At 64.4% G+C, this 21,627-nt stretch carries 16 protein-coding genes and 1 tRNA gene; 6 read left to right on the top strand and 11 right to left on the bottom strand.

The features are described 5' to 3' along the window. Positions 1 to 13: 13 nt before the first annotated feature. The 3 genes from BMW76_RS17525 to BMW76_RS17515 form a co-directional block, all read right to left on the bottom strand. Positions 14 to 1,162 (bottom strand): iron-containing alcohol dehydrogenase, encoded by a 1,149-nt coding sequence (locus BMW76_RS17525; RefSeq protein WP_090867206.1) that lies wholly within the window; start codon positions 1,160 to 1,162, stop codon positions 14 to 16. A gap of 208 nt (positions 1,163 to 1,370) precedes the next feature. Next, positions 1,371 to 2,402, bottom strand: a complete 1,032-nt coding sequence (locus BMW76_RS17520; RefSeq protein ID WP_090867204.1) for a threonine aldolase family protein — start codon at positions 2,400 to 2,402, stop codon at positions 1,371 to 1,373. Between the two features lie 198 nt (positions 2,403 to 2,600). Then, on the bottom strand, positions 2,601 to 3,938 hold the full coding sequence (locus BMW76_RS17515) for a YbfB/YjiJ family MFS transporter (protein WP_090867201.1): 1,338 nt from the start codon (positions 3,936 to 3,938) through the stop codon (positions 2,601 to 2,603). Between the two features lie 141 nt (positions 3,939 to 4,079). Here BMW76_RS17515 and BMW76_RS17510 point away from each other — a divergent pair, with 141 nt between their 5' ends. Next, entirely contained in the window at positions 4,080 to 4,991 is a 912-nt protein-coding gene (locus tag BMW76_RS17510; protein ID WP_090867199.1) for a LysR family transcriptional regulator, read from the top strand. Positions 4,992 to 5,092: 101 nt separating this feature from the next. On the opposite strand, the gene alaS is transcribed toward BMW76_RS17510, so the two are convergent. Next, complete coding sequence (alaS, locus tag BMW76_RS17505; protein WP_090867197.1) at positions 5,093 to 7,729, bottom strand: alanine--tRNA ligase; 2,637 nt, start codon at positions 7,727 to 7,729, stop codon at positions 5,093 to 5,095. Between the two features lie 319 nt (positions 7,730 to 8,048). Here alaS and BMW76_RS17500 point away from each other — a divergent pair, with 319 nt between their 5' ends. Further along, positions 8,049 to 9,269 carry a CaiB/BaiF CoA transferase family protein gene (locus BMW76_RS17500; protein ID WP_090867195.1) on the top strand — a complete coding sequence of 407 codons (1,221 nt, stop codon included), beginning with the start codon at positions 8,049 to 8,051 and terminating at the stop codon, positions 9,267 to 9,269. 142 nt (positions 9,270 to 9,411) lie between these two features. Here BMW76_RS17500 and BMW76_RS17495 read toward each other — a convergent pair whose 3' ends face one another. Together BMW76_RS17495 and ggt are read right to left on the bottom strand one after the other, a co-directional pair. Then, positions 9,412 to 9,963 (bottom strand): RBBP9/YdeN family alpha/beta hydrolase, encoded by a 552-nt coding sequence (locus BMW76_RS17495; RefSeq protein ID WP_090867193.1) that lies wholly within the window; start codon positions 9,961 to 9,963, stop codon positions 9,412 to 9,414. A 58-nt stretch (positions 9,964 to 10,021) separates the two neighbouring features. After that, the gene (gene ggt, locus BMW76_RS17490) at positions 10,022 to 11,887 is read right to left on the bottom strand and encodes a gamma-glutamyltransferase (protein ID WP_090867192.1); all 1,866 of its coding nucleotides are present in this window, start codon (positions 11,885 to 11,887) and stop codon (positions 10,022 to 10,024) included. A gap of 471 nt (positions 11,888 to 12,358) precedes the next feature. On the opposite strand from ggt, the gene BMW76_RS17485 reads away from it, so the two are divergent. Together BMW76_RS17485 and BMW76_RS17480 are read left to right on the top strand one after the other, a co-directional pair. Continuing rightward, a complete protein-coding gene (locus tag BMW76_RS17485) occupies positions 12,359 to 14,080 on the top strand; it encodes a glutamine--tRNA ligase/YqeY domain fusion protein (protein ID WP_090867190.1) in 1,722 nt (573 codons plus the stop codon). Positions 14,081 to 14,247: 167 nt separating this feature from the next. Continuing rightward, the gene (locus tag BMW76_RS17480) at positions 14,248 to 15,162 is read left to right on the top strand and encodes a transporter substrate-binding domain-containing protein (protein WP_090867188.1); all 915 of its coding nucleotides are present in this window, start codon (positions 14,248 to 14,250) and stop codon (positions 15,160 to 15,162) included. A 52-nt stretch (positions 15,163 to 15,214) separates the two neighbouring features. On the opposite strand, the gene BMW76_RS17475 is transcribed toward BMW76_RS17480, so the two are convergent. Together BMW76_RS17475 and BMW76_RS17470 are read right to left on the bottom strand one after the other, a co-directional pair. After that, the gene (locus tag BMW76_RS17475; protein WP_090867186.1) at positions 15,215 to 15,673 is read right to left on the bottom strand and encodes an NUDIX hydrolase; all 459 of its coding nucleotides are present in this window, start codon (positions 15,671 to 15,673) and stop codon (positions 15,215 to 15,217) included. Further along, positions 15,670 to 16,059, bottom strand: coding sequence for an RT0821/Lpp0805 family surface protein (locus tag BMW76_RS17470; RefSeq protein ID WP_090867184.1), 390 nt, complete (start codon positions 16,057 to 16,059; stop codon positions 15,670 to 15,672). Before BMW76_RS17470 ends, BMW76_RS17475 begins: the two co-directional genes overlap by 4 nt. 316 nt (positions 16,060 to 16,375) lie before the next feature. On the opposite strand from BMW76_RS17470, the gene BMW76_RS17465 reads away from it, so the two are divergent. Then, a complete protein-coding gene (locus BMW76_RS17465) occupies positions 16,376 to 16,606 on the top strand; it encodes a hypothetical protein (RefSeq protein WP_090867182.1) in 231 nt (76 codons plus the stop codon). On the opposite strand, the gene BMW76_RS17460 is transcribed toward BMW76_RS17465, so the two are convergent. Further along, a complete protein-coding gene (locus BMW76_RS17460) occupies positions 16,585 to 17,934 on the bottom strand; it encodes a cytochrome-c peroxidase (RefSeq protein WP_090867314.1) in 1,350 nt (449 codons plus the stop codon). The genes BMW76_RS17465 and BMW76_RS17460 overlap by 22 nt on opposite strands. A gap of 309 nt (positions 17,935 to 18,243) precedes the next feature. On the opposite strand from BMW76_RS17460, the gene BMW76_RS17455 reads away from it, so the two are divergent. Beyond that, positions 18,244 to 19,821, top strand: coding sequence for an acid phosphatase (locus BMW76_RS17455; RefSeq protein ID WP_090867179.1), 1,578 nt, complete (start codon positions 18,244 to 18,246; stop codon positions 19,819 to 19,821). A gap of 213 nt (positions 19,822 to 20,034) precedes the next feature. On the opposite strand, the gene BMW76_RS17450 is transcribed toward BMW76_RS17455, so the two are convergent. Together BMW76_RS17450 and BMW76_RS17445 are read right to left on the bottom strand one after the other, a co-directional pair. Beyond that, positions 20,035 to 20,109: transfer RNA gene (locus tag BMW76_RS17450), tRNA-Arg, on the bottom strand. A gap of 230 nt (positions 20,110 to 20,339) precedes the next feature. Continuing rightward, a complete protein-coding gene (locus BMW76_RS17445; RefSeq protein ID WP_090867177.1) occupies positions 20,340 to 21,170 on the bottom strand; it encodes an undecaprenyl-diphosphate phosphatase in 831 nt (276 codons plus the stop codon). Between the last annotated feature and the right edge of the window lie 457 nt (positions 21,171 to 21,627).

Below are 21,627 nucleotides of genomic sequence, written 5' to 3'. Positions count from 1 at the left end.
TAAAGGGGCGCGCTTACATCGACTCGGTCAGCATCCGGCGATAGTCGTCGGCTGTCGCTTCCCGCGGGTTCGTCTTGTGGCAATGATCGGCGAGCGCGCCCTTGATCACCTTGTCGAACACGCTTTCGTCGACGCCCATTTGCCTGAGACCCGTCGGCAGCCCGAGACGCGCCGTCATGTCATGCAACGCCTGTGCGAGATCGGCATTGTCCGGCAGGTTCATCACGCGCCGCATCCGCGCATAGCGTCGATTCGCGATGACCGTCTCCGCGCTTTCGTTGAAGCGCAGCACGGCGGGCAACACGACCGCGTTCAGCGTACCGTGATGCAGCGACGTGCGCCCGTTCACAGGCACGCCGCCAAGCGGATGCGACAGCGAGTGCACGCAGCCGAGTCCCTTCTGGAAGGCCATCGCGCCCTGCATCGACGCGCTCATCATATGAAGGCGCGCGTCGCGGTTCTGGCCGTCGTGCGTCGCGAGCTCGATGTTCGCCCACGCGCGCTCCAGCCCGTCGAGCGCGATGCCGTCGGCGGGCGGATTGAACGACGGTGCGAGAAACGTCTCGATGCAATGCGCGATCGCGTCCATCCCCGTCGCGGCCGTCAGCGTCGCGGGCAGGCCGAGCGTCAGGCCGGGATCGCAGATGGCCGCCTTCGGCAGCAGATGCCATGAGTGAAAGCCGAGCTTGCGCCCGTCGTTCAGAATTACGATCGCGCCACGCGCCACTTCGCTGCCCGTGCCCGCCGTGGTCGGCACTGCGATCAGCGGCGCGGCGTTGTCGGTGATCCGGTTGCTGCCGCCTTCGATGGTTGCGTATTCCGTCATCGTGCCCGGATGCGTCGCCATGATCGCGACGCCTTTCGCGAGATCGATCGACGAGCCGCCGCCGATCGCGACCAGTCCGTCGCAACCTTCGTCGCGATAACGCTGCGCGGCCGCCATCACCATCGCTTCCGTCGGGTTCGACGGCGTGTCGTCGAAGACGGGCACGTGAGAGAGCTTCAGCGCGTCGATCGCCTGCTGCGCGACGCCCGCCGCCATCACGCCCTTGTCCGTCACCACGAGCGGCCGTTTGATGCCCGAGCGCTCGCACTCGGCAGGCAACTGCGCGAGTGCGTCGTAGCCGAGATGAATGTGCGTCAGATAGTAGATGTAGGCCATGTCGATGTGTCTCCTTTGTTATCGAAGATGAAGCGGCGCTGTGTTCCAGCGAAGCCGCTGCGTGTGACTACGATCAGCGCGGCGACGGGTGCCTGCCTGTTGCCGCAATCAGCCGTTCGTCCCGTCTGCGAAGTTCGATTCGGGCTCCGGGTCGCGCTTGCATAGGGCGGGGTTCACGCGCATGCCGCGAATGCCCGACGCGCCCCGCTCACGCCGCACACAGCGCGCGGACATCGGCGGCGAAGCGCTCGACGGTCTCGGGTTGCGTGTCCCACGCGCACATCAGCCGGCAGCCGCCCGCGCCGATGAACTCGTAGAACTTCCAGCCGCTCGCGCGCATCGCCTTCGCGGCGTGCGGCGGCAATTGCGCGAACACCGCATTCGATTCCGTCGGGAACATGATGCTCACGCCCGGAATCTCCGCGAGCCGCGATTCCATCAGCTTCGCCATTGCATTCGCGTGACGCGCGTTGCGCAGCCAGACGTCGTTGTCGAGCAGGCCGAGCCACGGCGCGGAAATGAAGCGCATCTTCGACGCGAGCTGGCCTGCCTGCTTCAGGCGATACGCGAAATCGTCGGCGAGCGCGCGGTCGAAGAACACGACCGCCTCCCCGACGGGCAAGCCGTTCTTCGTCCCGCCGAAGCACAGCACGTCGACGCCCGCGCGCCACGTGATCTCGCACGGATGCACGTCGAGCGCCGCGACCGCATTCGCGAAGCGCGCGCCGTCCATGTGAACCTTCAGATGACGGCGTTTCGCAATCGCCGCGATCGCGCGGATTTCCTCGACGCTGTAGACGGTGCCCACTTCCGTCGATTGCGTGAGCGTGACCACCTTGGGCTTCGGATAGTGGATGTCGGCGCGGCGCGTGATGACGGCTTCGATCGCGTCCGGCGTGAGCTTGCCGCCGATGCCCGGCGCCGTCAGCAACTTCGAGCCGTTCGAGAAGAACTCGGGGCCGCCGCATTCGTCGGTTTCGATGTGCGCGAGTTCGTGGCAGATCACCGAGTGATACGACTGGCACAGCGACGCGAGCGCCAGCGAGTTCGCCGCCGTGCCGTTGAAGACGAAGAACACTTCGCAGTCGGTCTGGAACAGGTTGCGCAGGCGGTCGCAGACCTGCTGTGTCCATGAGTCGTCGCCGTAGGCCGGCTCGTGGCCGCTGTTGTTGGCGGCGATCAGCGCTTCGAGCGCCTCGGGGCAGATGCCGGCGTAGTTGTCCGACGCGAAATGTTGCATGGCAGGCGGCGCGCCCGGCGACAGGTGCGCGGAGATGACGGGAAAGCGGTCATTTTAGTGCGGCGTGTGCTGAATTTGTTTTTGTCGGATGGTGTCACCGCCTTCCTGTGCGCTTGCCGGCTCTCGTTTGTCTCTCGTTTGTCTCTCGTTTGTCGCTCCCTGGTGTCTCCTTTGTGTGTCCTGTCACGCCCTTTTTGCTCAGGCGCGCGACTGCCGGCGAACGAGTGCGACCACGACGAGGCCCGCCGCGCCCGCCAGCAGAGCGCCCGCCGCCAGCAACAACGCGGGCGTGAAGGAACCGGTGTGCGCAGCGATCGGCGCGGCGACGAGCGGGCCGGCGATCTGTCCAAGGCCATAAGCCGCCGTCGCGTAACCCATCAGACCCGCCGCATCGTCGCCATGCAAGCGGCGTGCTTCGCGCATCGCAAACAATGTGATCGCGGTGAACGGCAAGCCGATCAGCGCGCTGCCGAGTGCGAAACCGCCCGCCGTCGGCGACGCGATGCCTGAGACGATGCCGAGCGCCTGCAACACATAACAGCCCGCCAAAAGCGTGCGGTTGTCCCAGTGCCCGGGAAGTCGCGCGCCCGCGAGCGCGCCGACGACCAGCGCACCGCCGAACATCGGCCAGAACAGATCCGGCCATGGCGAGCCTGCCGGCAGTGCCGCGCGAGCGATCACGGGCAGAAACGTCGCCGTGATGATGTAGCCGAAGCCGGGCACGCCGTAGAGGACGATCAGCCAGAAAGCGTCGGCGCGATGCAGTTGCGCGGGGTGCGGTTGTGCCGCGTGCGGCTGCGCGGGGTGCGGCTGTGCGGCGTGCGGTTGTGCGGCGTGCGGTTGTGCGGCGTGCGCTTGTGCGGCGTGCGCTTGTGCGCGCGTTCTTGGCGCCGTATTGCGCGTGTTGTGCGATGCGACCTGCGTGCTCGGCGTCGACGCAAACGTCCGCCACACGAGCGCCGTCAGCACCGCCGACACGAGCCCGAATCCGATCCAGCCCACCGATGCGCCATATGCACCATCTGCGCCATGCGCGCCCGCCGCGCTGACGAGCAGCCCCGTCGCGGCAATGCCGACGCCCGGCCCGGTGTAGATCACACCGCCCCACGCGTTTGCGCCGAGTTCGGCGAGCCGCCGCAAGCCCCACTGCGACGCGAACACGAAGGTCCACGCGCTGACGGCGCCCGCGACGAAACGCACGGCCGCCCAGATCCAGAACTGGTCCGTGACGCCCATTGCCAGCACCAGCAGGACCGTCAGCGCAAGACCCGTCTTGACCATGCGCGCTGCATCGATACGCAATGCGGCGCAAGCGATCGCGCCGAGAAAATAGCCCGCGTAGTTCAGCGACGCGAGCCAGCCGCCATGTCTGATATCGAGCGCGCCGCCATGAAGCATCAGCGGCAGGAGCGGCGTGAAGGCAAAACGACCGACGCCGAGCGCGACGGCCAACGCCGCCATGCAGGCGAGCGCGGCGCGACGGGCGGAGTGCGGCGACGCGTGAGGCTCAAAGATACGGGTAGCGAAATCGGTCATCGATGACAGCGTGATGGCGGCCGGTCAGTGATCGGCATTGCCTGAAGTTGAGAAGAAGAGTTTTCGGCTTCCCATCGTAACTTGACCCTTCGATCTCATAAAATGAATAATACAGATAGGTTGAATCTCATGGAGAGATCAATGGATCTTGCCGCCCTGGCCATTTTCCGCGCCGTCGTGCGCGAAAACGGCGTGACACGTGCCGCGGCGAAGCTCAACCGCGTGCAGTCGAACGTGACAACGCGCATCAAGCAGCTCGAAGAACAGCTGGGCACCGAGCTTTTCATCCGCGACGGACGCCGTCTCGTGCTGACGCCGGCTGGCGAAACGCTTTTGCCCTATGCCGAACGGCTGCTCGCGCTTGCCGACGAGGCGCGGCATGCCGTCAAGGATGCGCGTCCGAGCGGACGTTTGCGGCTCGGCACGATGGAGAGCGTCGCCGCGACGCGGCTGCCCGGTCTGCTCGCGCAATACCACCAGACATGGCCGGACGTCGCGCTCGAACTGGAGACGGGCACGACGGGCAAGCTGATCGAGCGCGTGCGCGAATTCGAGGTGGATGCGGCCATCGTCTCGAGGCCGCTCGATCCCGCAGCGCTGGGCGATCTGTTCGAGATCGTGCCCGTGTATCGCGAAGAACTCGTCATGTTGAGTCCGCGCGGACACCGCCCCATTCGCGATCCCCGCGATATCGCGCTATCGACGCTGGTCGCGTTCGAACAGGGTTGCGCGTATCGGATCTACGTCGAAAACTGGTACATGCAGCATGGCATCCGTCCGGCGCGCGTGCTGGAGCTCGGGTCGTATCACGCGATCGTCGCATGCGTTGCGGCGGGCGCGGGCGTGGCTGTCGCGCCGCGCTCGGTGCTCGCGCTGCTGCCCGAATCGAACGATATCGCCGTGCATACGCCGGAAGGGCTTGGCAGCATCGATACGCTGCTGATCTGGCGGCGTGGGCATTTTTCGTCGGCATTGAATGCGTTGCGCGGGATGCTGGTCGAAAGCAGCAACGCCGACGACGCCTTGAAGACGACGATGGCGATGGCTGTCTGATACCGGGCCAGGACGCTTGACCGATCTTCTAAAAGCAAAAAGCCGCGAGTCTCATCGACTCGCGGCTTTTTATCGCTTGATGCGAATGCTGTCCGATGCGCTTACAGCTGCGCCTCGACCCAGCCCTTCACGCCAGCCAGCGCTGCGGGCAGATTGGCCGGCTCGGTGCCGCCTGCCTGCGCCATGTCGGGACGGCCGCCGCCCTTGCCGCCGATCTGCTGCGCGACGAAGTTCACCAGTTCGCCCGCCTTCACCTTCTTGCTCGCATCGGCAGTGACGCCCGCGATCAGGCTGACCTTGCCGCCTTCGACGGACGCGAGCACGATGGCCGCGCTCTTGAGCTTGTCCTTCAGCTTGTCGACGGTTTCGCGCAGCGTCTTGACGTCCGCGCCTTCCAGCGTCGCAGCCAGCACCTGCACACCCGACACGTCGATCGCCTGGCCCGCCAGTTCATCACCCTGGCTCGACGCGAGCTTCGACTTCAGCGCGCCCAGTTCTTTTTCCAGCGACTTCACCTGGTCCTGAACCTGCGTGATGCGCTGCGTGAGTTCCGCCGGCTGTGCCTTCAGTGCGGCGGCCGCGGCGTTGATGCGCGCGTCCAGTTCCTGCACGAAACGCACGGCGTTATCGCCCGTGATCGCCTCGACGCGACGGATGCCCGCCGCGACGCCGCCTTCCATCACGATCTTGAAGAAGCCGATATCGCCCGTGCGATGCACGTGCGTGCCGCCGCACAGTTCGCGTGAGAAGCCGAGATCGAGCACGCGCACTTCGTCGCCGTACTTCTCGCCGAAGAGCGCCATCGCGCCGCCCTTCACCGCTTCGTCGTACGGCATCACGCGCACGATGCCCGGCGCGTTCGCCAGCACTTCGGCGTTGACGATTTCTTCGACACGCCGGATTTCGTCGTCCGTCATCGGCGCGTTGTGCGCGAAGTCGAAGCGCGTCTTGTCCGCGTCGACGAGCGAGCCCTTCTGCTGCACATGGCCGCCGAGCACTTCGCGCAGCGCCTTGTGCATCAGGTGCGTGGCTGAGTGGTTGCGGGCCGTGCGCGCGCGGCGCACTGCGTCGATTTCCGCCTTCACGACGTCGCCGAGCTTCAGCGTGCCCTGTTCCAGCGTGCCGTGGTGGCCCACGACGTCCGCCTGCACCTTCAGCGTATCGACGACGGCGAAGCGGACGCTCGCGTTCGCGAGCACGCCCTGATCGCCGACCTGGCCGCCCGATTCCGCATAGAACGGCGTGTGGTCGAGCACGACGACCGCCTGTTGGCCCTTCGTCACTTCATTGACGGAAGAGCCGTCGACGTACAGCGCCGTCACCTTCGCGTCGTCGAAGACGATCTCTTCGTAGCCGTGGAACGTGGTCTTCGCGCCCGTATATTCGAGGCCTTGCGCCATCTTGAACTTGCCGGCCGCACGCGCCTGCTCGCGCTGGCGGGCCATCGCCTCGTCGAAAGCCGTTTCGTCGACGCTCACGCCACGTTCGCGGCACACGTCCGCCGTCAGATCGAGCGGAAAGCCGTAGGTGTCGTGCAGCTTGAACGCGACTTCGCCGTCGAGCGTCTTGCCACCGGATTTGCCAGCCGCGGCTTCCAGTTCGGCCAGCGCGCTTTCGAGAATCGACATGCCGTGCTCGATGGTCTCGAAGAAGCGCTCTTCTTCCTGGCGCAGCACGTCCGTCACGCGCTGCTCGGCGTCCTTCAGTTCGGGATACGCGCCGCCCATCTGCTCGACGAGGTCCGCGACCAGCTTGTGGAAGAACGAGCCCTTGCGGCCCAGCTTGTAGCCGTGGCGGATCGCGCGGCGCACGATACGGCGCAGCACGTAGCCGCGGCCTTCGTTGCCCGGGATCACGCCGTCGACGATCAGGAACGAGCACGCGCGGATGTGATCGGCGATCACCTTCAGAGAGTTGTTCGACAGATCGGCGATGCCCGTTTCGCGCGCGGCGGCCTTGATCAGCGCCTGGAACAGGTCAATCTCATAGTTGCTGTGCACGTGCTGCAGCACGGCCGCGATACGCTCCAGACCCATGCCCGTGTCCACGCATTGCTTGGGCAGCGGCGTCATGTTGCCCTGCGCGTCGCGGTTGAACTGCATGAACACGAGGTTCCAGATTTCGATGTAGCGGTCGCCGTCTTCTTCCGGCGATCCCGGCGGGCCGCCCCACACATCCGGGCCGTGGTCATAGAAGATTTCGGAGCAAGGGCCGCACGGGCCCGTGTCGGCCATCTGCCAGAAGTTGTCCGATGCGTAGCGCGCGCCCTTGTTGTCGCCGATGCGGATGATGCGCTCGGTCGGCACGCCGACTTCCTTCGCCCACATGTCGTACGCTTCGTCGTCTTCCTTGTAGACGGTGACCCAGAGCTTTTCCTTCGGCAGCTTGTAGACGCCCGTCAGCAGCTCCCACGCGTAGTGGATCGCGTCGCGCTTGAAATAGTCGCCGAACGAGAAGTTGCCCAGCATTTCGAAGAACGTGTGGTGACGCGCGGTGTAGCCGACGTTTTCCAGATCGTTGTGCTTGCCGCCCGCGCGCACGCTGCGCTGCGCCGTCGTGGCCCGCGAGTACGGACGCGATTCGGCGCCGAGAAACACATCTTTGAACTGCACCATGCCCGAATTGGTGAAGAGCAGCGTCGGGTCGTTGCCGGGCACGAGGCTCGACGAGCGGACGATCGTATGGCCCTTCGATTCGAAGAACTTGAGGAATTTCTCGCGGATTTCGGCGGCTTTCATAGCGTGCTTTGGGGACGGTCCTGACTTGAGCCGACGGCTGCGGAAGACTTACCGACCGTCGCAATAGATTGTTTCCTGAACGGTCGATTATACGGGATCGGCGCACCTGCGCGACGCCGCGGCGCGCCTTGCGCCCGGCATTGGCCATCCGGCCAGGATTTCGACACGGAAGTGCCCGGAGCGGGCCCGGGCGGTCACTTGTCCTATGCCGTCAGGCTGAATGGGCGAGGGGCGTCCGATCGCTTAAGATGCACCACATCGATCGAATCGGGCGGCGCCCGTGCGGCGCGCCTCATCACATGGGAGACAGAGACACAACATGGGCGCACTCAGTCATATCCGCGTGCTGGACCTTACCCGCGTGCTCGCAGGTCCGTGGTGCGCGCAAACCCTCGCCGACTTCGGCGCCGACGTGATCAAGGTCGAGCGGCCGGGAGCCGGCGACGACACGCGCCACTGGGGGCCGCCGTACCTGAAGACGCCAGACGGCGCGGACACGCGCGAGGCGGCCTATTACCTCGCGGCGAACCGCAACAAACGCTCGGTAACGATCGACATCTCGACGCCGGAAGGGCAAAAGATCGTTCGCGAGCTGGCGGCGCAAAGCGATGTCGTGCTCGAAAACTACAAGGTCGGGCAATTGAAAAAATACGGGCTCGACTACGAGTCGCTGAAGGCCGTAAAACCGGACATCATCTACTGTTCGGTGACGGGCTTCGGACAGACGGGTCCGTACGCGCAGCGCGCGGGTTATGACTTCATCATCCAGGGCATCGGCGGCTTCATGAGCATCACGGGCGAGCGCGACGGCCAGCCGGGCGGCGGCCCGCAAAAAGCAGGCGTCGCCATCGCGGACCTGATGACGGGCATGTACTCGAGCGTCGCGGTGCTGACGGCGCTTGCGCATCGCGAGCGAACGGGCGAAGGCCAGTACATCGACATGGCGCTGCTCGATGTGCAGGTCGCGATGCTTGCCAACATGAACTCGAATTTCCTTGCGAGCGGCAATCCGCCCGTGCGCTGGGGCAACGCGCATCAAAACATCGTCCCCTATCAGACGTTCCAGACGAGCGATAGCTGGATCATCGTGGCGGTCGGCAACGACGGGCAGTTCCGCAAGTTCGTCGAAGTGGGCAATCGCGCCGATCTCGCCGATGACGACCGCTTTTCGACAAACCCCGCGCGCGTGCGCAATCGCGAGGTTCTGGTGCCGATCCTCGCGGAGATGGTCCGCACGCGCAGCAAGCACGAATGGATCGACGCGCTCGAAGCGGCGGGTGTGCCGTGCGGCCCGATCAACGATCTGGGCGAGGTGTTCGAGAACGAGCAGGTGGTTGCGCGCGGGATGCAGGTGCAACTGGCGCATCCGTCGGGCGGCACGGTGAAGCTGGTGCGCAATCCGATCCGGATGAGCGCGACGCCGCCCGAGGCGCAAGCCCATCCGCCGACACTTGGCGAGCATACGGAGGCCATCCTGCGCGACGTGCTCGGCTATGACGATGCGCGCATCGAGGCGCTGCGGGATCAGTCGGTGATCTGAGGGCGCGCTTGGCGCGCCGGAAGATGGCGCGGCACACGCATGCCGCCGCGGCGCCGCGCCTCAAGCGATCGACGCACTGGCGCAACGCGTCATGCGATCGCCGCATTCGACGCGGATTGGTGCAAAGCCTACGGTATCGATGTCAAGCCATCGACGCGAGCCAGCGCTGCCCTTCTTCCCAATCGCCGAGCCCGCTGTCGGCATTGATGTGGCCGCGCGGGCCGATGCTCTCCCAGCGGCTGCCCCATACCGCCGCACAAGCCTGCGAGAACGGCACGCCACCGTACGGATCATCGGTGCTGGCGACGACGATCGATCTGAACGGAAGCCTGGCCTGCGGCACGGCACCGAAGCCGCTTGCATCGGCGGGAAATTCAGGCCCCGACGGATCGGGCACCGCGACGAGCAGCGCGCCCGCCACTTTCGCCAGCGCATCGTTCGACGCATGGTGCGCCGCCCAGAACGCGACCGTCAGGCAACCGAGGCTATGCGCGGCGAAGAGAACGGGCCCCTTCGACGAAGCCACCGTCGCGTCGAGCGTCTCGCACCACGCGCCGCAAACGGGATGGTCCCAGTCGCGCATCGGCACGCGGACAAAATTCGGATACCGCGCTTCCCAGCGGGTCTGCCAATGTCCGTCGCCGGAATTCATATAACCCGGCAACACGATCACGTTCTGCTGCTCCAGCGCCATTGCTTTCCCCGTTCTTTGGATCGTTATCAAAAAGGCAGGCGGCAGTGCGCCGCCAGCGCTATTGAATCACACGGCCCACGCCCGCGCTGCGCGGATCGGCGGCCGGCTGCGGCGTCGTGCCGTCGATGCGGATCATCTGCACGTCGCCGTTGAACGTCTGACCCTGCAGCGTGTAGCCGCGCGCCTTCAACTGCTCAGCGAGATCGCCGTCGATCGGGTGATACGGCTCGTAGTAGATCGTCTTCTGCGGCAGCAGCTGATGGTGAAAGCGCATCGCGGCGAGCGCATCGGCGGGCGGCATATTGAAGTCGTACAGGTTCGTCATCACCTGGAAGATCGTCGTGAAGATTCGCGACGCGCCCGGCGTGCCGATCACGAGCGACACCTTGCCGTCCTTCAGCAGGATGGTCGGCGTCATTGACGACAGCGGCCGGCGGTTCGGCGCGATCGTGTTGACGTCGCCGCTCGTCACGCCTGACTGGTTCGGCACGCCCGCCTTCGCTTCGAAGTCGTCCATCTCGTCGTTCAGCACGAAGCCGCCGCCGTCCACCACGACGCCCGAGCCGAACGGCCCGTTCAGCGTGTACGTGTTCGAGACGGCGTTGCCCCACTTGTCGACGACGGAGAAGTGCGTCGTCTGCGCCTTCTCCGGCATCGAGTCGCCGAGTCCGGGCTTGACGGGCGCGGCGCCCAGCACCTCGTCTGGCGTGATGTCTTCGACGCGCTTCGCGAGATAAGCGTCGTCGATCAGCCTGTCGACGGGCACGCGATACGAATCCGGGTCGCCCATGTACTGCTGGCGATCGGCGAATGCGCGGTCTTCGATCTGCGCGATCAGATGGATGTACGGCTCCGAGTTGAGTGCGAGCCCGTCGAACTGCGGCTTCAGGTCCGCCTTCATCTTCAGCATCTGGATCAGCCCGAGGCCGCCGGAGCTGGGCGGCGGCGCGGTGACGATCCGGTAGCCGTTCCAGTCGGCCGCGAGCGGCTGACGCCAGACGGCCTTGTACTGCACGAGGTCCGTCTTCGTGATCAGGCCGTGTCCGTACATCTGCTTCGCGATCAGGTCGGCCGTCTGTCCTTCGTAGAATTCGCGGCCGCCGTCGGAAGCGATCCGCGACAGCGTCTGCGCGAGCTCGGGCTGGCGGAACACGACGCCCGTTTTCAGGTTCGAGAAGTACGCGTCGAAATTGGTCTTGCCGGCGAAACCCTTCGCAGCAAGATCGCGGCGCTGCTGCAGCCACGCATCGACGGTGAAGCCGTCGGTCGCGTACTTGATCGCGGGCGCGAGCACCTGCTTCCACTTCAGCTTGCCGAAGCGCTTCTGCGCCTCCCACATGCCGGCGACGGTGCCGGGCACGGCCACCGCGCGATGCCCGACGAGGCTCAGGCCCGGAATCACGTTGCCCTTCTCGTCCAGATACATGTCGCGCGTCGCGCGCTGCGGCGCTGTCTCGCGGTAGTCGAGAAAGTACGGCTTGCCGTCGACGTACAGCGTCATGAACCCGCCGCCGCCGAGATTGCCCGCGTCCGGATACGTGACGGCGAGCGTGAACGCGATCGCGACGGCCGCATCGACGGCATTGCCGCCCGCCGCGAGAATCTGCTGCGCGGTGTCGGCGGCATAGCGATCGGGCACGGCGACGGCCGACGCGTCGAGCACCGCCTTCGGTTGCGGCGTCTTCGCATCGGCGACGGGCGCGGCGACGAAGCCAGCGGTCAGCACGGCTGTCAGCGACAGGGCCGTCGCGACACTCGCCGCACGCGCGAGGAGTGCGGAGCGCCGGATCACGTTCGCGCAGGTGTCGGCACAGCTCCGGGCGTCAGCAACGGCGTGGCTAGAGGCGCGGCTAAAGGCACGGTTATGGCCGCGGTCATCGGCATCAAAATGCGCGCGAAATGCGCGCAGCGTCGGAAGAGACATCCGAGAAACTCCGGGATCGGTGGATCTGTCGCACGCATGCGCAACGGCGGAGGCTTTTCAAGCCTCGAGGCGAGGACAGATCGCGTCATGCGGCTGGACCAGCCGCCGCGTCACCCGGGCGAAGCATGCCCGGGCCCAGGACAGAATAACGGAAACGCGGCGCCGGCCAGAAAGACGTCGCCTGGCGCGAAGGCCACGCGGCTCAACTCGTATCGCGCGGCCGCACACAATGGCGCGCGTCGCATGCTAAGCGCCCGCCGCCTGTGGCGCCAACGCGATTTACCTCCTGTTACAGCGCCCGTTGCGCCCCTAAAAACGCCAATTTCGCGCCAATTTCGCGCCGATCTCGCGCCGATGTGGACCGCGCGCCGCACCACGCAAGCCTAAAGACTGTCGTCGAATGTGTCGTCAGGTAGAATTGACAGACCAACGGACGCATATAGTGTCCACGACCGACTTTCTCCTTCTCGCATGAACAACGAACGCAAAGACGCCGAGCGCAACGACGCGCCGGTTTCCAACTTCATCCGCAACATCATCGACGACGACAACCGCTCCGGAAAGTGGGGCCAGCGGGTGGAAACGCGCTTCCCACCAGAGCCGAACGGCTATCTGCACATCGGCCATGCGAAGAGCATCTGCCTGAACTTCGGCATTGCGCAGAGCTACGGCGGCGTCTGCCATCTGCGCTTCGACGATACCAACCCCGAAAAGGAAAGCTTCGAGTACGTCGAATCGATCATCGACGCCGTGAAGTGGCTCGGCTTCGAATGGAACAAGGAAGGCAACGAGCACCTCTACTTCGCGAGCGACTACTACGACAAGCTCTACGCGTTCGCCGAACTGCTGATCACGCGCGGCAAGGCGTATGTCGATAGCCAGACGGCGGAAGAGATGCGCCTGAACCGCGGCTCCGCGACGGAAGTCGGCAAGCCGTCGCCGTACCGCGAGCGCAGCGTCGAAGAGAACCTCGACCTGTTCCGCCGCATGAAGGCGGGCGAGTTCAAGGAAGGCGAGCATGTGCTGCGCGCGAAGATCGACATGTCGTCGCCGAACTTCAACATGCGCGACCCGGTGATCTATCGCATTCGCTTCGCGCATCACTACCGGACGGGCGACACGTGGTGCGTGTACCCGATGTACGACTACACGCACTGCATCTCGGACGCGCTCGAAAACATCACGCATTCGCTGTGCACGCTCGAGTTCGAAGACCACCGGCCGCTGTACGACTGGATCCTCAACGAGCTCGCCGACGCCGGTATCTTCGCGCGCCCGCTGCCGCAGCAAATCGAGTTTTCGCGTCTGAACCTCACGTACGCGATCACGAGCAAGCGCAAGCTGCTGCAACTCGTCAACGAAGGTCATGTCGACGGCTGGGACGACCCGCGCATGCCGACCATCGTCGGCGTGCGCCGGCGCGGCTTCACGCCGGACAGCATCAAGCTGTTCTGCGAGCGCATCGGCATCACGAAGGTCGATTCGTGGATCGACATGAGCGTGTTCGAAGGCGCGCTGCGCGACGATCTCGACGACAAGGCGCCGCGCGCGACCTGCGTGCTCGATCCGCTCAAGCTGATCATCGACAACTATCCGGAAGGCCAGACGGAAGCCTGCAGCGCCCCCGTTCATCCGCATCATCCGGATCGCGGCGTGCGCACATTCCCGTTCTCGCGCGAGCTGTGGATCGAGCGCGAGGACTTCAACGAAGCGGCGCCGAAGGGCTACTTCCGCCTGTTCCCGGGTAATCGGGTGCGGCTGAAGTACGGCTATGTCGTCGAATGCACGGGCGCGGACAAGGACGAGCACGGCAACGTGATCGCCGTGCACTGCAACTACTTCCCGGACAGCCGCTCGGGCACGGAAGGCGCGAACAACTACAAGGTCAAGGGCAACATTCACTGGATAAGCGCAAGCGAGGCCGTGCCCGTCGAAGTGCGCGTCTACGATCGCCTCTTCAAGGAAGCACAGCCCGACGCGGGCGGACGCGATTTCCTCGAAGCGCTCAACCCGGATTCGAAGCGGATCGTCAATGCGTACGTCGAGCCGGGTCTGCGCGACGTTGAACCCGAGCAGCGCTACCAGTTCGAGCGTCACGGCTACTTCGTCGCGGACCGCCACGACACGAAACCGGGCAAACCCGTATTCAATCGCATCGTCAGTCTGCGCGACAGTTGGGGAAAGCCGGCGTAAGCCATATGTCTGGCGCCCGTCGCGTGTGTCGATGATCCGGCACTGTCCGGCATGCAGCGCCTGATGCGTCTAAGGCGCACGCATGCTGGCAAGCTGACGCCGCGCACGACGACACGCGGTGGCCGTCACGTTGCAGCCGGGTGATCGCCGCCGGCCCAGGGGGAACGATGAAGGTTGCAATCAAGAAAAAACTGGCGACGATCGGGACCGTGGCCGCCGTGGCGCTGGTGTCGCTCGCACCGCCCGCGCGCGCCGACGAACTCACAGGCACGCTCAAGAAAATTCACGACGACGGCACGATTGTGCTTGGCGTGCGCGAAGCGTCGATCCCGTTCTCCTATGCGAACGGCAACCGCACGATCGGCTACTCGCAGACGATCGCGCTCGCCATCGTCGACGAAATCAGGAAGACGCTCGGCATGCCGAACCTGCGCGTGCGCGAAGTCACGATCACGTCGGCAAACCGCTTTCTGATGCTGGTCAACAATCAGATCGACCTCGAGTGCGGCTCGACCACGCACACGCGCGAGCGCGAAAACGTCGCCGCGTTTTCGAACAGCTTCTTCCAGTACGCGGTACGGATGATCGCGCGCAGAAATGCGGGTATCACCGATTTCGCCGATCTCGCGGGCAAGCCCGTCGTCACGACGGCGGGCACCTCGGACGAACGTCTCGTGCGCCAGCTGAACAGTGACAAGCAGTTGAACATGCGCATCGCGAGCGTGAAGGATCATTCGGATGCGTTCGCCGCCGTGAAGGCCGACCGCGCGGTTGCGTTCGTGATGGACGAACCGATCCTCTATGGCTTTCGCGCGACCGACCCGCGCCCCGACGACTTCGTCGTGACGGGCACGCCGCTCGGCTACGAAAGTTACGCATGCATGTTCCGCAAGGGCGACGAGCCGTTTCGCGAACTGGTGAACCGCGTGATCGCGAAGATGCAGACGTCGGGCGAGGCCGAGCGCCTCTACAACGTCTGGTTCACGCAGCCGATTCCGCCGCACGGCATCAATCTCAACTATCCGCTGTCGGCGGAAATGCGCACGCTGTTCGCGCATCCGAACGACAAGGCACTCGACTGACGCGCTCTTGCGTGAAATGACGAGCGGGCGTTACGACGCGCTTACGGCGCGGTCATGCCGTGTCGAGTGTCCGGTGCAGTTCGGCAAGCGATAGCGTCGTCTGAAAAAGCCGCGTGAGACTGCGGCTCGCGTAGTGCTCGACTTCATCGGGCGCGCACCAGCGGAACGCGTCCATCTCGGGAATCATCGTGCCGTCGAAGCGGCGCGGAAACATCGACGTGCACGTGCAGCGCGTCAGGTCGAGTTCGTCGGCGCGGGCGCGCGCGGCGAACAGATGCAGATCCTTGTCGCGCCGGTAGACGAACAGGCCAAGATCCTTCAGGCGCCCGGCCGCCACGACGATGCCCGTCTCCTCCTCCAGTTCGCGCAGCGCGGCGGCGTGCGGCGCTTCGCCCTCGTCGCCTTGGCCTTTCGGAATGTCCCAGTGACTGGTGTCGGTGGCGTGCGCCAGCAGCACCCGACCGTCCGGGTCGAGCAGCACGACGCCACAGGAAACAGTGCGCGCGCTCAATGCTTCTTCTGCAGCACCCACGAGCCGCTGCCTTCACGGCAGTACTGCGGGTTGAGGTTCATCGACTGCCCTTTCGCGCTCAGCACGACGCGCAGCGAACGGCAGGTGCGGTCGCCCGTCTTCGACGTGGCGTCGGGTGTGATCTGCGCATCGATCTTCGTGCTATTGCGCAGGCCGTCGTTGTTCCAGGCGGCCGTTTCGCTGTCCTGCTTCTTGTTGAGCGCGTCGATGGCGGCCGCTCTCAGGGAGTCGATATCGGCCTGCTTCATGTACGACATCGGCGTGTCGTTCAGAAAACCAAGATTGGCAGCGTGCGCGCCGACTGCGCTCGCGAGCAGCAGCCCGCCCAGGGTGAATCGAAACGCGGCTCGGGTTCGCATCGACATGAAGAGTCTCCGGAGAAATCAGGTTCGGCAGGATTGGCGGCCATGCCTATCGGCGCGCGATCTGGACCTCAAAAGCATAGCACGCGAATAGCACGCCGCCGACGCGCATGCTACGTGCGGACGGCTGCCAGCTTGATCCGAGCGAGCGTCGCACGCAAGCGATAACGAGATGGCGTTATCGGCGTCGCGCCTATGCCGGTCAACGTCTTGAACGGAATTTTAGGACACGTCTCATAGGCGCTAGAGCAGGCGATCCCTAACATGAGCCGCGTCAAATCCCGCAGCCGTTTCCGCTTACGCGTCGAGACTCACGCTCATGGACCTCTTGTTCGCTCTCCAGTTTTTTGCCGCGATGCTGACGCTGATCTGCGTCGCGCTCGGCATCATCGTGATGCGCATCGACCCCGCGCCGATGCCGACCGTCGTGCGCATCCACGGCATGCGCCGCAGCAAGTGGCCGTGCGTGGTGACGCGAGCGGGCCTCGTGTGTCTGCTCGCGTCGTTTGCCCTGCTGGTCGGCGGCTGCTACTTGCTGCTGACGAGATGAGCGTCGGCGCGCTGCTCGGGCGCGTCGGACTGATAGCCGTCCGTCAGCGTCTTAAGAAACGCGACCACGTCCTTGATCTCTGACTCATCCATTGCCGGCTTGTCGCCCGGCTTTCGGTCAAACGGCGGATCGGTATTCAGATTCGCCCAGTACTTCTTCGGCAGATCGTCGAACTTCTGCACCTTCCCCTTCACGACCGGATAGAACTTTTCCGGATTCGTATCGCGCTGCGCGTAAAAGCGGACGACGTCTTCGAGCGAGTGATAAATCCCGTTGTGGAAGAACGTTTTGCGCAACGCGACGTTGCGCAGCGTCGGCGTACGGAAGATTCCGCAGTACTCGTCGCGTCCCTTCAGATCCGCACGCTCGGGACCGCACGCGCCCAGATCGTAGAAACGCGAATCGCGGTTCGCCGGCAGCGCGCGATTGCGCGGCACGCCGATCGCGATCAGGCCGAAATCGGTGAACGCGGGCGGCGCGCCGTCGAGTGCGCGCTGGCTCAGGTGACAGCTCGCGCAATTGCCCTTCTTTTCGTCGTTGAAGATCTGCAGGCCGTGCATTTCTGCCTTGGTCAGCTGCGCCTTGCCCGCGAGGTATGCGTCGTACTTGCTCGAATACGGGTAGAACAGTTCCGGCGTCTGCTCGAAGACTTCGAGCGCCTGAAGCACGGCCTTGAACGTCGCGTCGTCGCTGTCGAAGACGTGTTGGCCGAACGCGTCGCGGAACTGCGCCGCATACGGCGCGGCCTTCACAGCCGCCGCCACTTTCTGCGGATTGCTGCCCATTTCGAACGACGACGTCAGCGGAAAGCGCGCCTGCGCATGCGCACTGTTCACGCGGCCGTCCCACATCAGGCCGCCCGTCGGCCCGGCATCGACGCTCTCGTCGCCTTCGTCGTCCGAATCGTGGTAGTGCTCGGTGAACGCCGGCACGTTCTGCAGATACTTGATGTTCGGCGCCGCGCGCAAACCCTGCTGGCGCATGTCGTGGCCGCCCAGTTGCACGGAGAGCGCATTCGGCGGACCGAACGCATGCTGCGGGCTATGACATGACGCGCATGCAAGCTTGCCCGAGCCGGACAGCGACGGATCAAAGAATAGCTGCTTGCCGACAGCCGTCATTTTCCTCACGGACTCGAACACCTGGGCGCGCGTCTGGCCGCCTGCGGGCACGGCAGCAACACCGTCCGCCGATGACACTTTCTGCGCCCGCGAGCCGCTCGCGTTTGCTGCGGCTGTTGCTGCCGCTGTTCCTGCCTTTGTCGACCCGGCCGCGCCGTCCTCCGATGTGCCGCGCGCATCGCACGCCGACAGCATCACCGTCAGCATCGCGGACAGACACGCCACGCTGATCCATCTGGCGCACCGTGCGCCTTCCTTCGACGACCCGCCTTTTCGAACCCCCGTCACATCGCGCCACATGGTCTTGTTACCTGCTCGTTAAACCGGACGCGAAGAGGGTATTTCACGGACATGTCGCGTAAATGACATAAAGCCGACGACGCATAGAAAACCCCAAGCAAAACAGAAGTTATATGTAAGAGGTTAATCGTTCTGTCAAAAACGCTTGCGACACTCTCGCCGCCGGCCATCCGACAAGGACTCGCCGCCGGTCCCCCTACGCGAGAGAGAGAAACCATGAACAAAAAATTGATCTGCGCGACGCCTATTGCGCTCGCCGCAGCTGTCGGTCTGTACGCATGTGGTGGTAATTCGGATTCCACACCGACGCTTTCGTCGGTCAAGAACGTCGTGGTCATCTACGCGGAAAACCGCAGCTTCGACAACCTCTACGGTAATTTCCCCGGCGCCAACGGTCTGCAGAACGTGACGGCCGCGAACTCGCGCCAGCTCGACCGCGACGGCTCCGTGCTCGCGACATTGCCGCAGGTCTGGGGCGGCTTGACGATCGCGGGCGTGACGCCCGTCATCACGCAGGCGATGACGGCAAACCTGCCGAATGCGCCGTTCGCGATCGACGATCCGAACGGCTTCAACGTGCCGCTCAACGTCACGACGCGCGACCTGTATCACCGCTTCTACGAGAACCAGATGCAGATCCACGGCGGCAAGAACGACATGTTCGCCGCGTGGGCCGATTCGGGCGGACTCGTGATGGGCCACTACACGCCCAACGCCGACAAGCTGCCGCTCTACAAGCTCGCGCAGCAATACACGCTCGCCGACAACTTCTTCATGGGCGCGTTCGGCGGCTCGTTCCTCAATCACCAGTGGCTGGTCTGCGCGTGCACGCCGTTCTATGCGAACGCGAACACGAGCCCGGCCAAAGGCTCGATCTCGACAGTCAATGCCGACGGCGTGAGCCTGACGCTCGCGGCGACGTCCGCTGCATCGGCGCTGACCGGCAAGCCGACGTTCGTCAACTCGGGCAATCTCACGCCGGATTTCTACGCGATCAACACGATGCAGCCGCCGTATCAGCCGAGCGGCAACAAGCCGGCGGCCGGCGGCGACGCGACGCTCGCCGATCCCTCCGCCGCGACGACGCTGCCGCCGCAGACCGCCCAGCACATCGGCGATCTGCTGAACAACGCGGGCGTCTCGTGGGCGTGGTACAGCGGCGCATGGAGCCAGGCGCTGAGCGCGGCGCAAAGCGGCACGTCGGGCGTGATCTACGGCGCGAACAACAGCGCGCCCAACTTCCAGCCGCATCACCAGCCGTTCAACTACTTCACAGATCTCGCGCCGGGCACCGACAACCGCGCGAAGCACCTGCTCGACGGCGGCGTGAACGGTGCGGAGTTCATCAAGGCCATCGATGCCGGCACGCTGCCGCAAGTGACGTTCTACAAGCCGCAGGGCAACCTGAACGAGCACGCGGGCTACACCGACGTCGCGCAAGGCGACCAGCACATCGCCGATGTGATCGCGCATCTGCAGAAGAGCCCGCAGTGGAACAACATGGTCGTGGTCGTCACGTACGACGAGAACGGCGGCTTCTGGGACCACGTCGCGCCGCCGAAGGGCGACCGCTGGGGTCCGGGCTCGCGGATTCCCGCGATCATCGTGTCGCCGTATGCGAAGAAGGGCTTCGTCGATCATACGCAGTACGATACGACGTCGATCCTGCGCTTCATCACGCACCGCTTCAATCTGCCGACTCTGCCGGGTCTGACGGCGCGCGACAACGCGCTCGTCGCCAGCGGCGGCCAGGCGATGGGCGACCTGACGAACGCGCTCGACATCAAGAAGTAATCACGCAGGCAGGTCCGTCACCGGTAACGGGCACGCAACAGTCGCGCACTCTTCCACGTTCGGTGCGCAACGCTTCGGGGCAGCTTCGGCTGCCCTTTTTTATGGGCGCTCGCCGCGCTCGCGATGGACGCTGAGCGTGAAAAAGACGTGAAGTTGGGAGCGTTAGGAGCGTTAGGAGAAACGAGAGCTGCGCCGGACGGCGCAAGGACTGGATGGCCCCCCCACGAGGAATCGAACCTCGATTTCAGGTTTAGAAGACCCGTGTTCTATCCGTTGAACTATGGGGAGGCGAAACCGGAATTTTAACCTGGCCAACGACGGCAGGTTGAGCGCCAGACGCGCTGACGATGCCTCGCGCGCCGCAAACGCGATCATATGCATCGAGTGACACGCGTTGACAAATGAGCTTCGACACGCTGAACGTCGCGCACACGACGCGTCGCCAGCAAACAAAAAGGCCCGGCGTCGACGCCGGGCCCGCGATTATAACCGATCGACTTCAGCCGATTGTGCCGCCGTCAGACGGGCTGCGGATGGGTCATGAACCAGCCGAGAAACGCCACGCCCGCGATCACGCAGTACACGCCGAACGACGCCAGCCGCCCGCGCCCTTCGAAATAGCGCATCAGGAAGCGCACGCTCAGATACGCGGCGAAGGCCGTCAGCACGCCGCCGAGCAACGCGTCGGCGAGCTGGCCCGGCGCATGGAACAGCTTCGGCAGTTCGAGCACGCCCGCCGCGAAAATGATCGGCGTGCCGAGCAGGAAGGAGAATTCGGCCGCCTTCTCAGCGGTGAGTCCGGCGCCGTTACCGGCGATCATCGTGAGGCCGCTGCGCGAAAAGCCCGGAATCAGCGCTCCGATCTGCGCGAGGCCGACCAGAAACGCCTGCTTGAAGGTCAGCTTCTCGGGCGGACGATGCGCGCGTGCGCGTTGCAGGCGGTCGCCGAGCCACAGCAGGACGCCGTTGACGATCAGCGCGATCGCCACGATCCGCAGATCGTGGAAGACAAGTTCGAGCCGCTTTTCGAGCACGAGACCCACCAAACCCGCTGGAATCGTCCCGATGATGAGCGCCCACATCATATGGCCTTCGTCATTGCGGCGGCCCGACAGCGACGCGAAAAAGCCGCCGAAAAGGGCAATCCAGCGCTCACGGAAGTACCACAGCAGCGCGAACGCGGTGCCGAGATGCAGCGCGACGAGAAACGGCAGCAATTGAGGCGCATGCTTGTCGATATGCATGCCGAAGACAGCGGGAACGAGCAGCGTGTGACCAAGACTGCTCACCGGAAACAGTTCCGTGACGCCCTGCAGCACGCTCAAAAAGATCAAAAACGACAGGCTCACTCGTCGGTCCTTTTGAAAGGTTGGGAGGAAAAAACAGCACACCGGAGCAGGCTGTCCGGTGTACGAAGGCGGGTCCGATTATGCAGGCGCGACCTGGTCGCGCCAAGGACAAAAGTTCGGCTTTACGCGAACTTCGCCGCGCCGCAACAATTTCGAAAGGCTGATTACGGCGATGAAAGCAAAAAGGCCCGCCTTGATGGCGGGCCCGTGTGCGGAGGCTGCGTGGACCGTCGGTTCGTGCCGACGGCTCAACGTGGAATCTCGTCGCCCCGTTTCAGCGTGTAAATTTATAGAAGAAATAAATCGTACTGCCCGTGAACATGCCGAACAGTGCCACGCTCATTGCCATTGCGAGATCCATCGCCCCTCCCGAAAACCGAGTGTTCGCAATTGACGGCTACCCGTCGTCGTACACATTATTGATTGCGCCGACTGTGCGGTAACACCCGCAATTTCC

Source organism: Paraburkholderia diazotrophica, assembly GCF_900108945.1.
GTDB lineage: Bacteria > Pseudomonadota > Gammaproteobacteria > Burkholderiales > Burkholderiaceae > Paraburkholderia > Paraburkholderia diazotrophica.
Note: the sequence above shows the minus strand (reverse complement) of the source record. Positions and strands in the feature narration are given on the sequence as shown.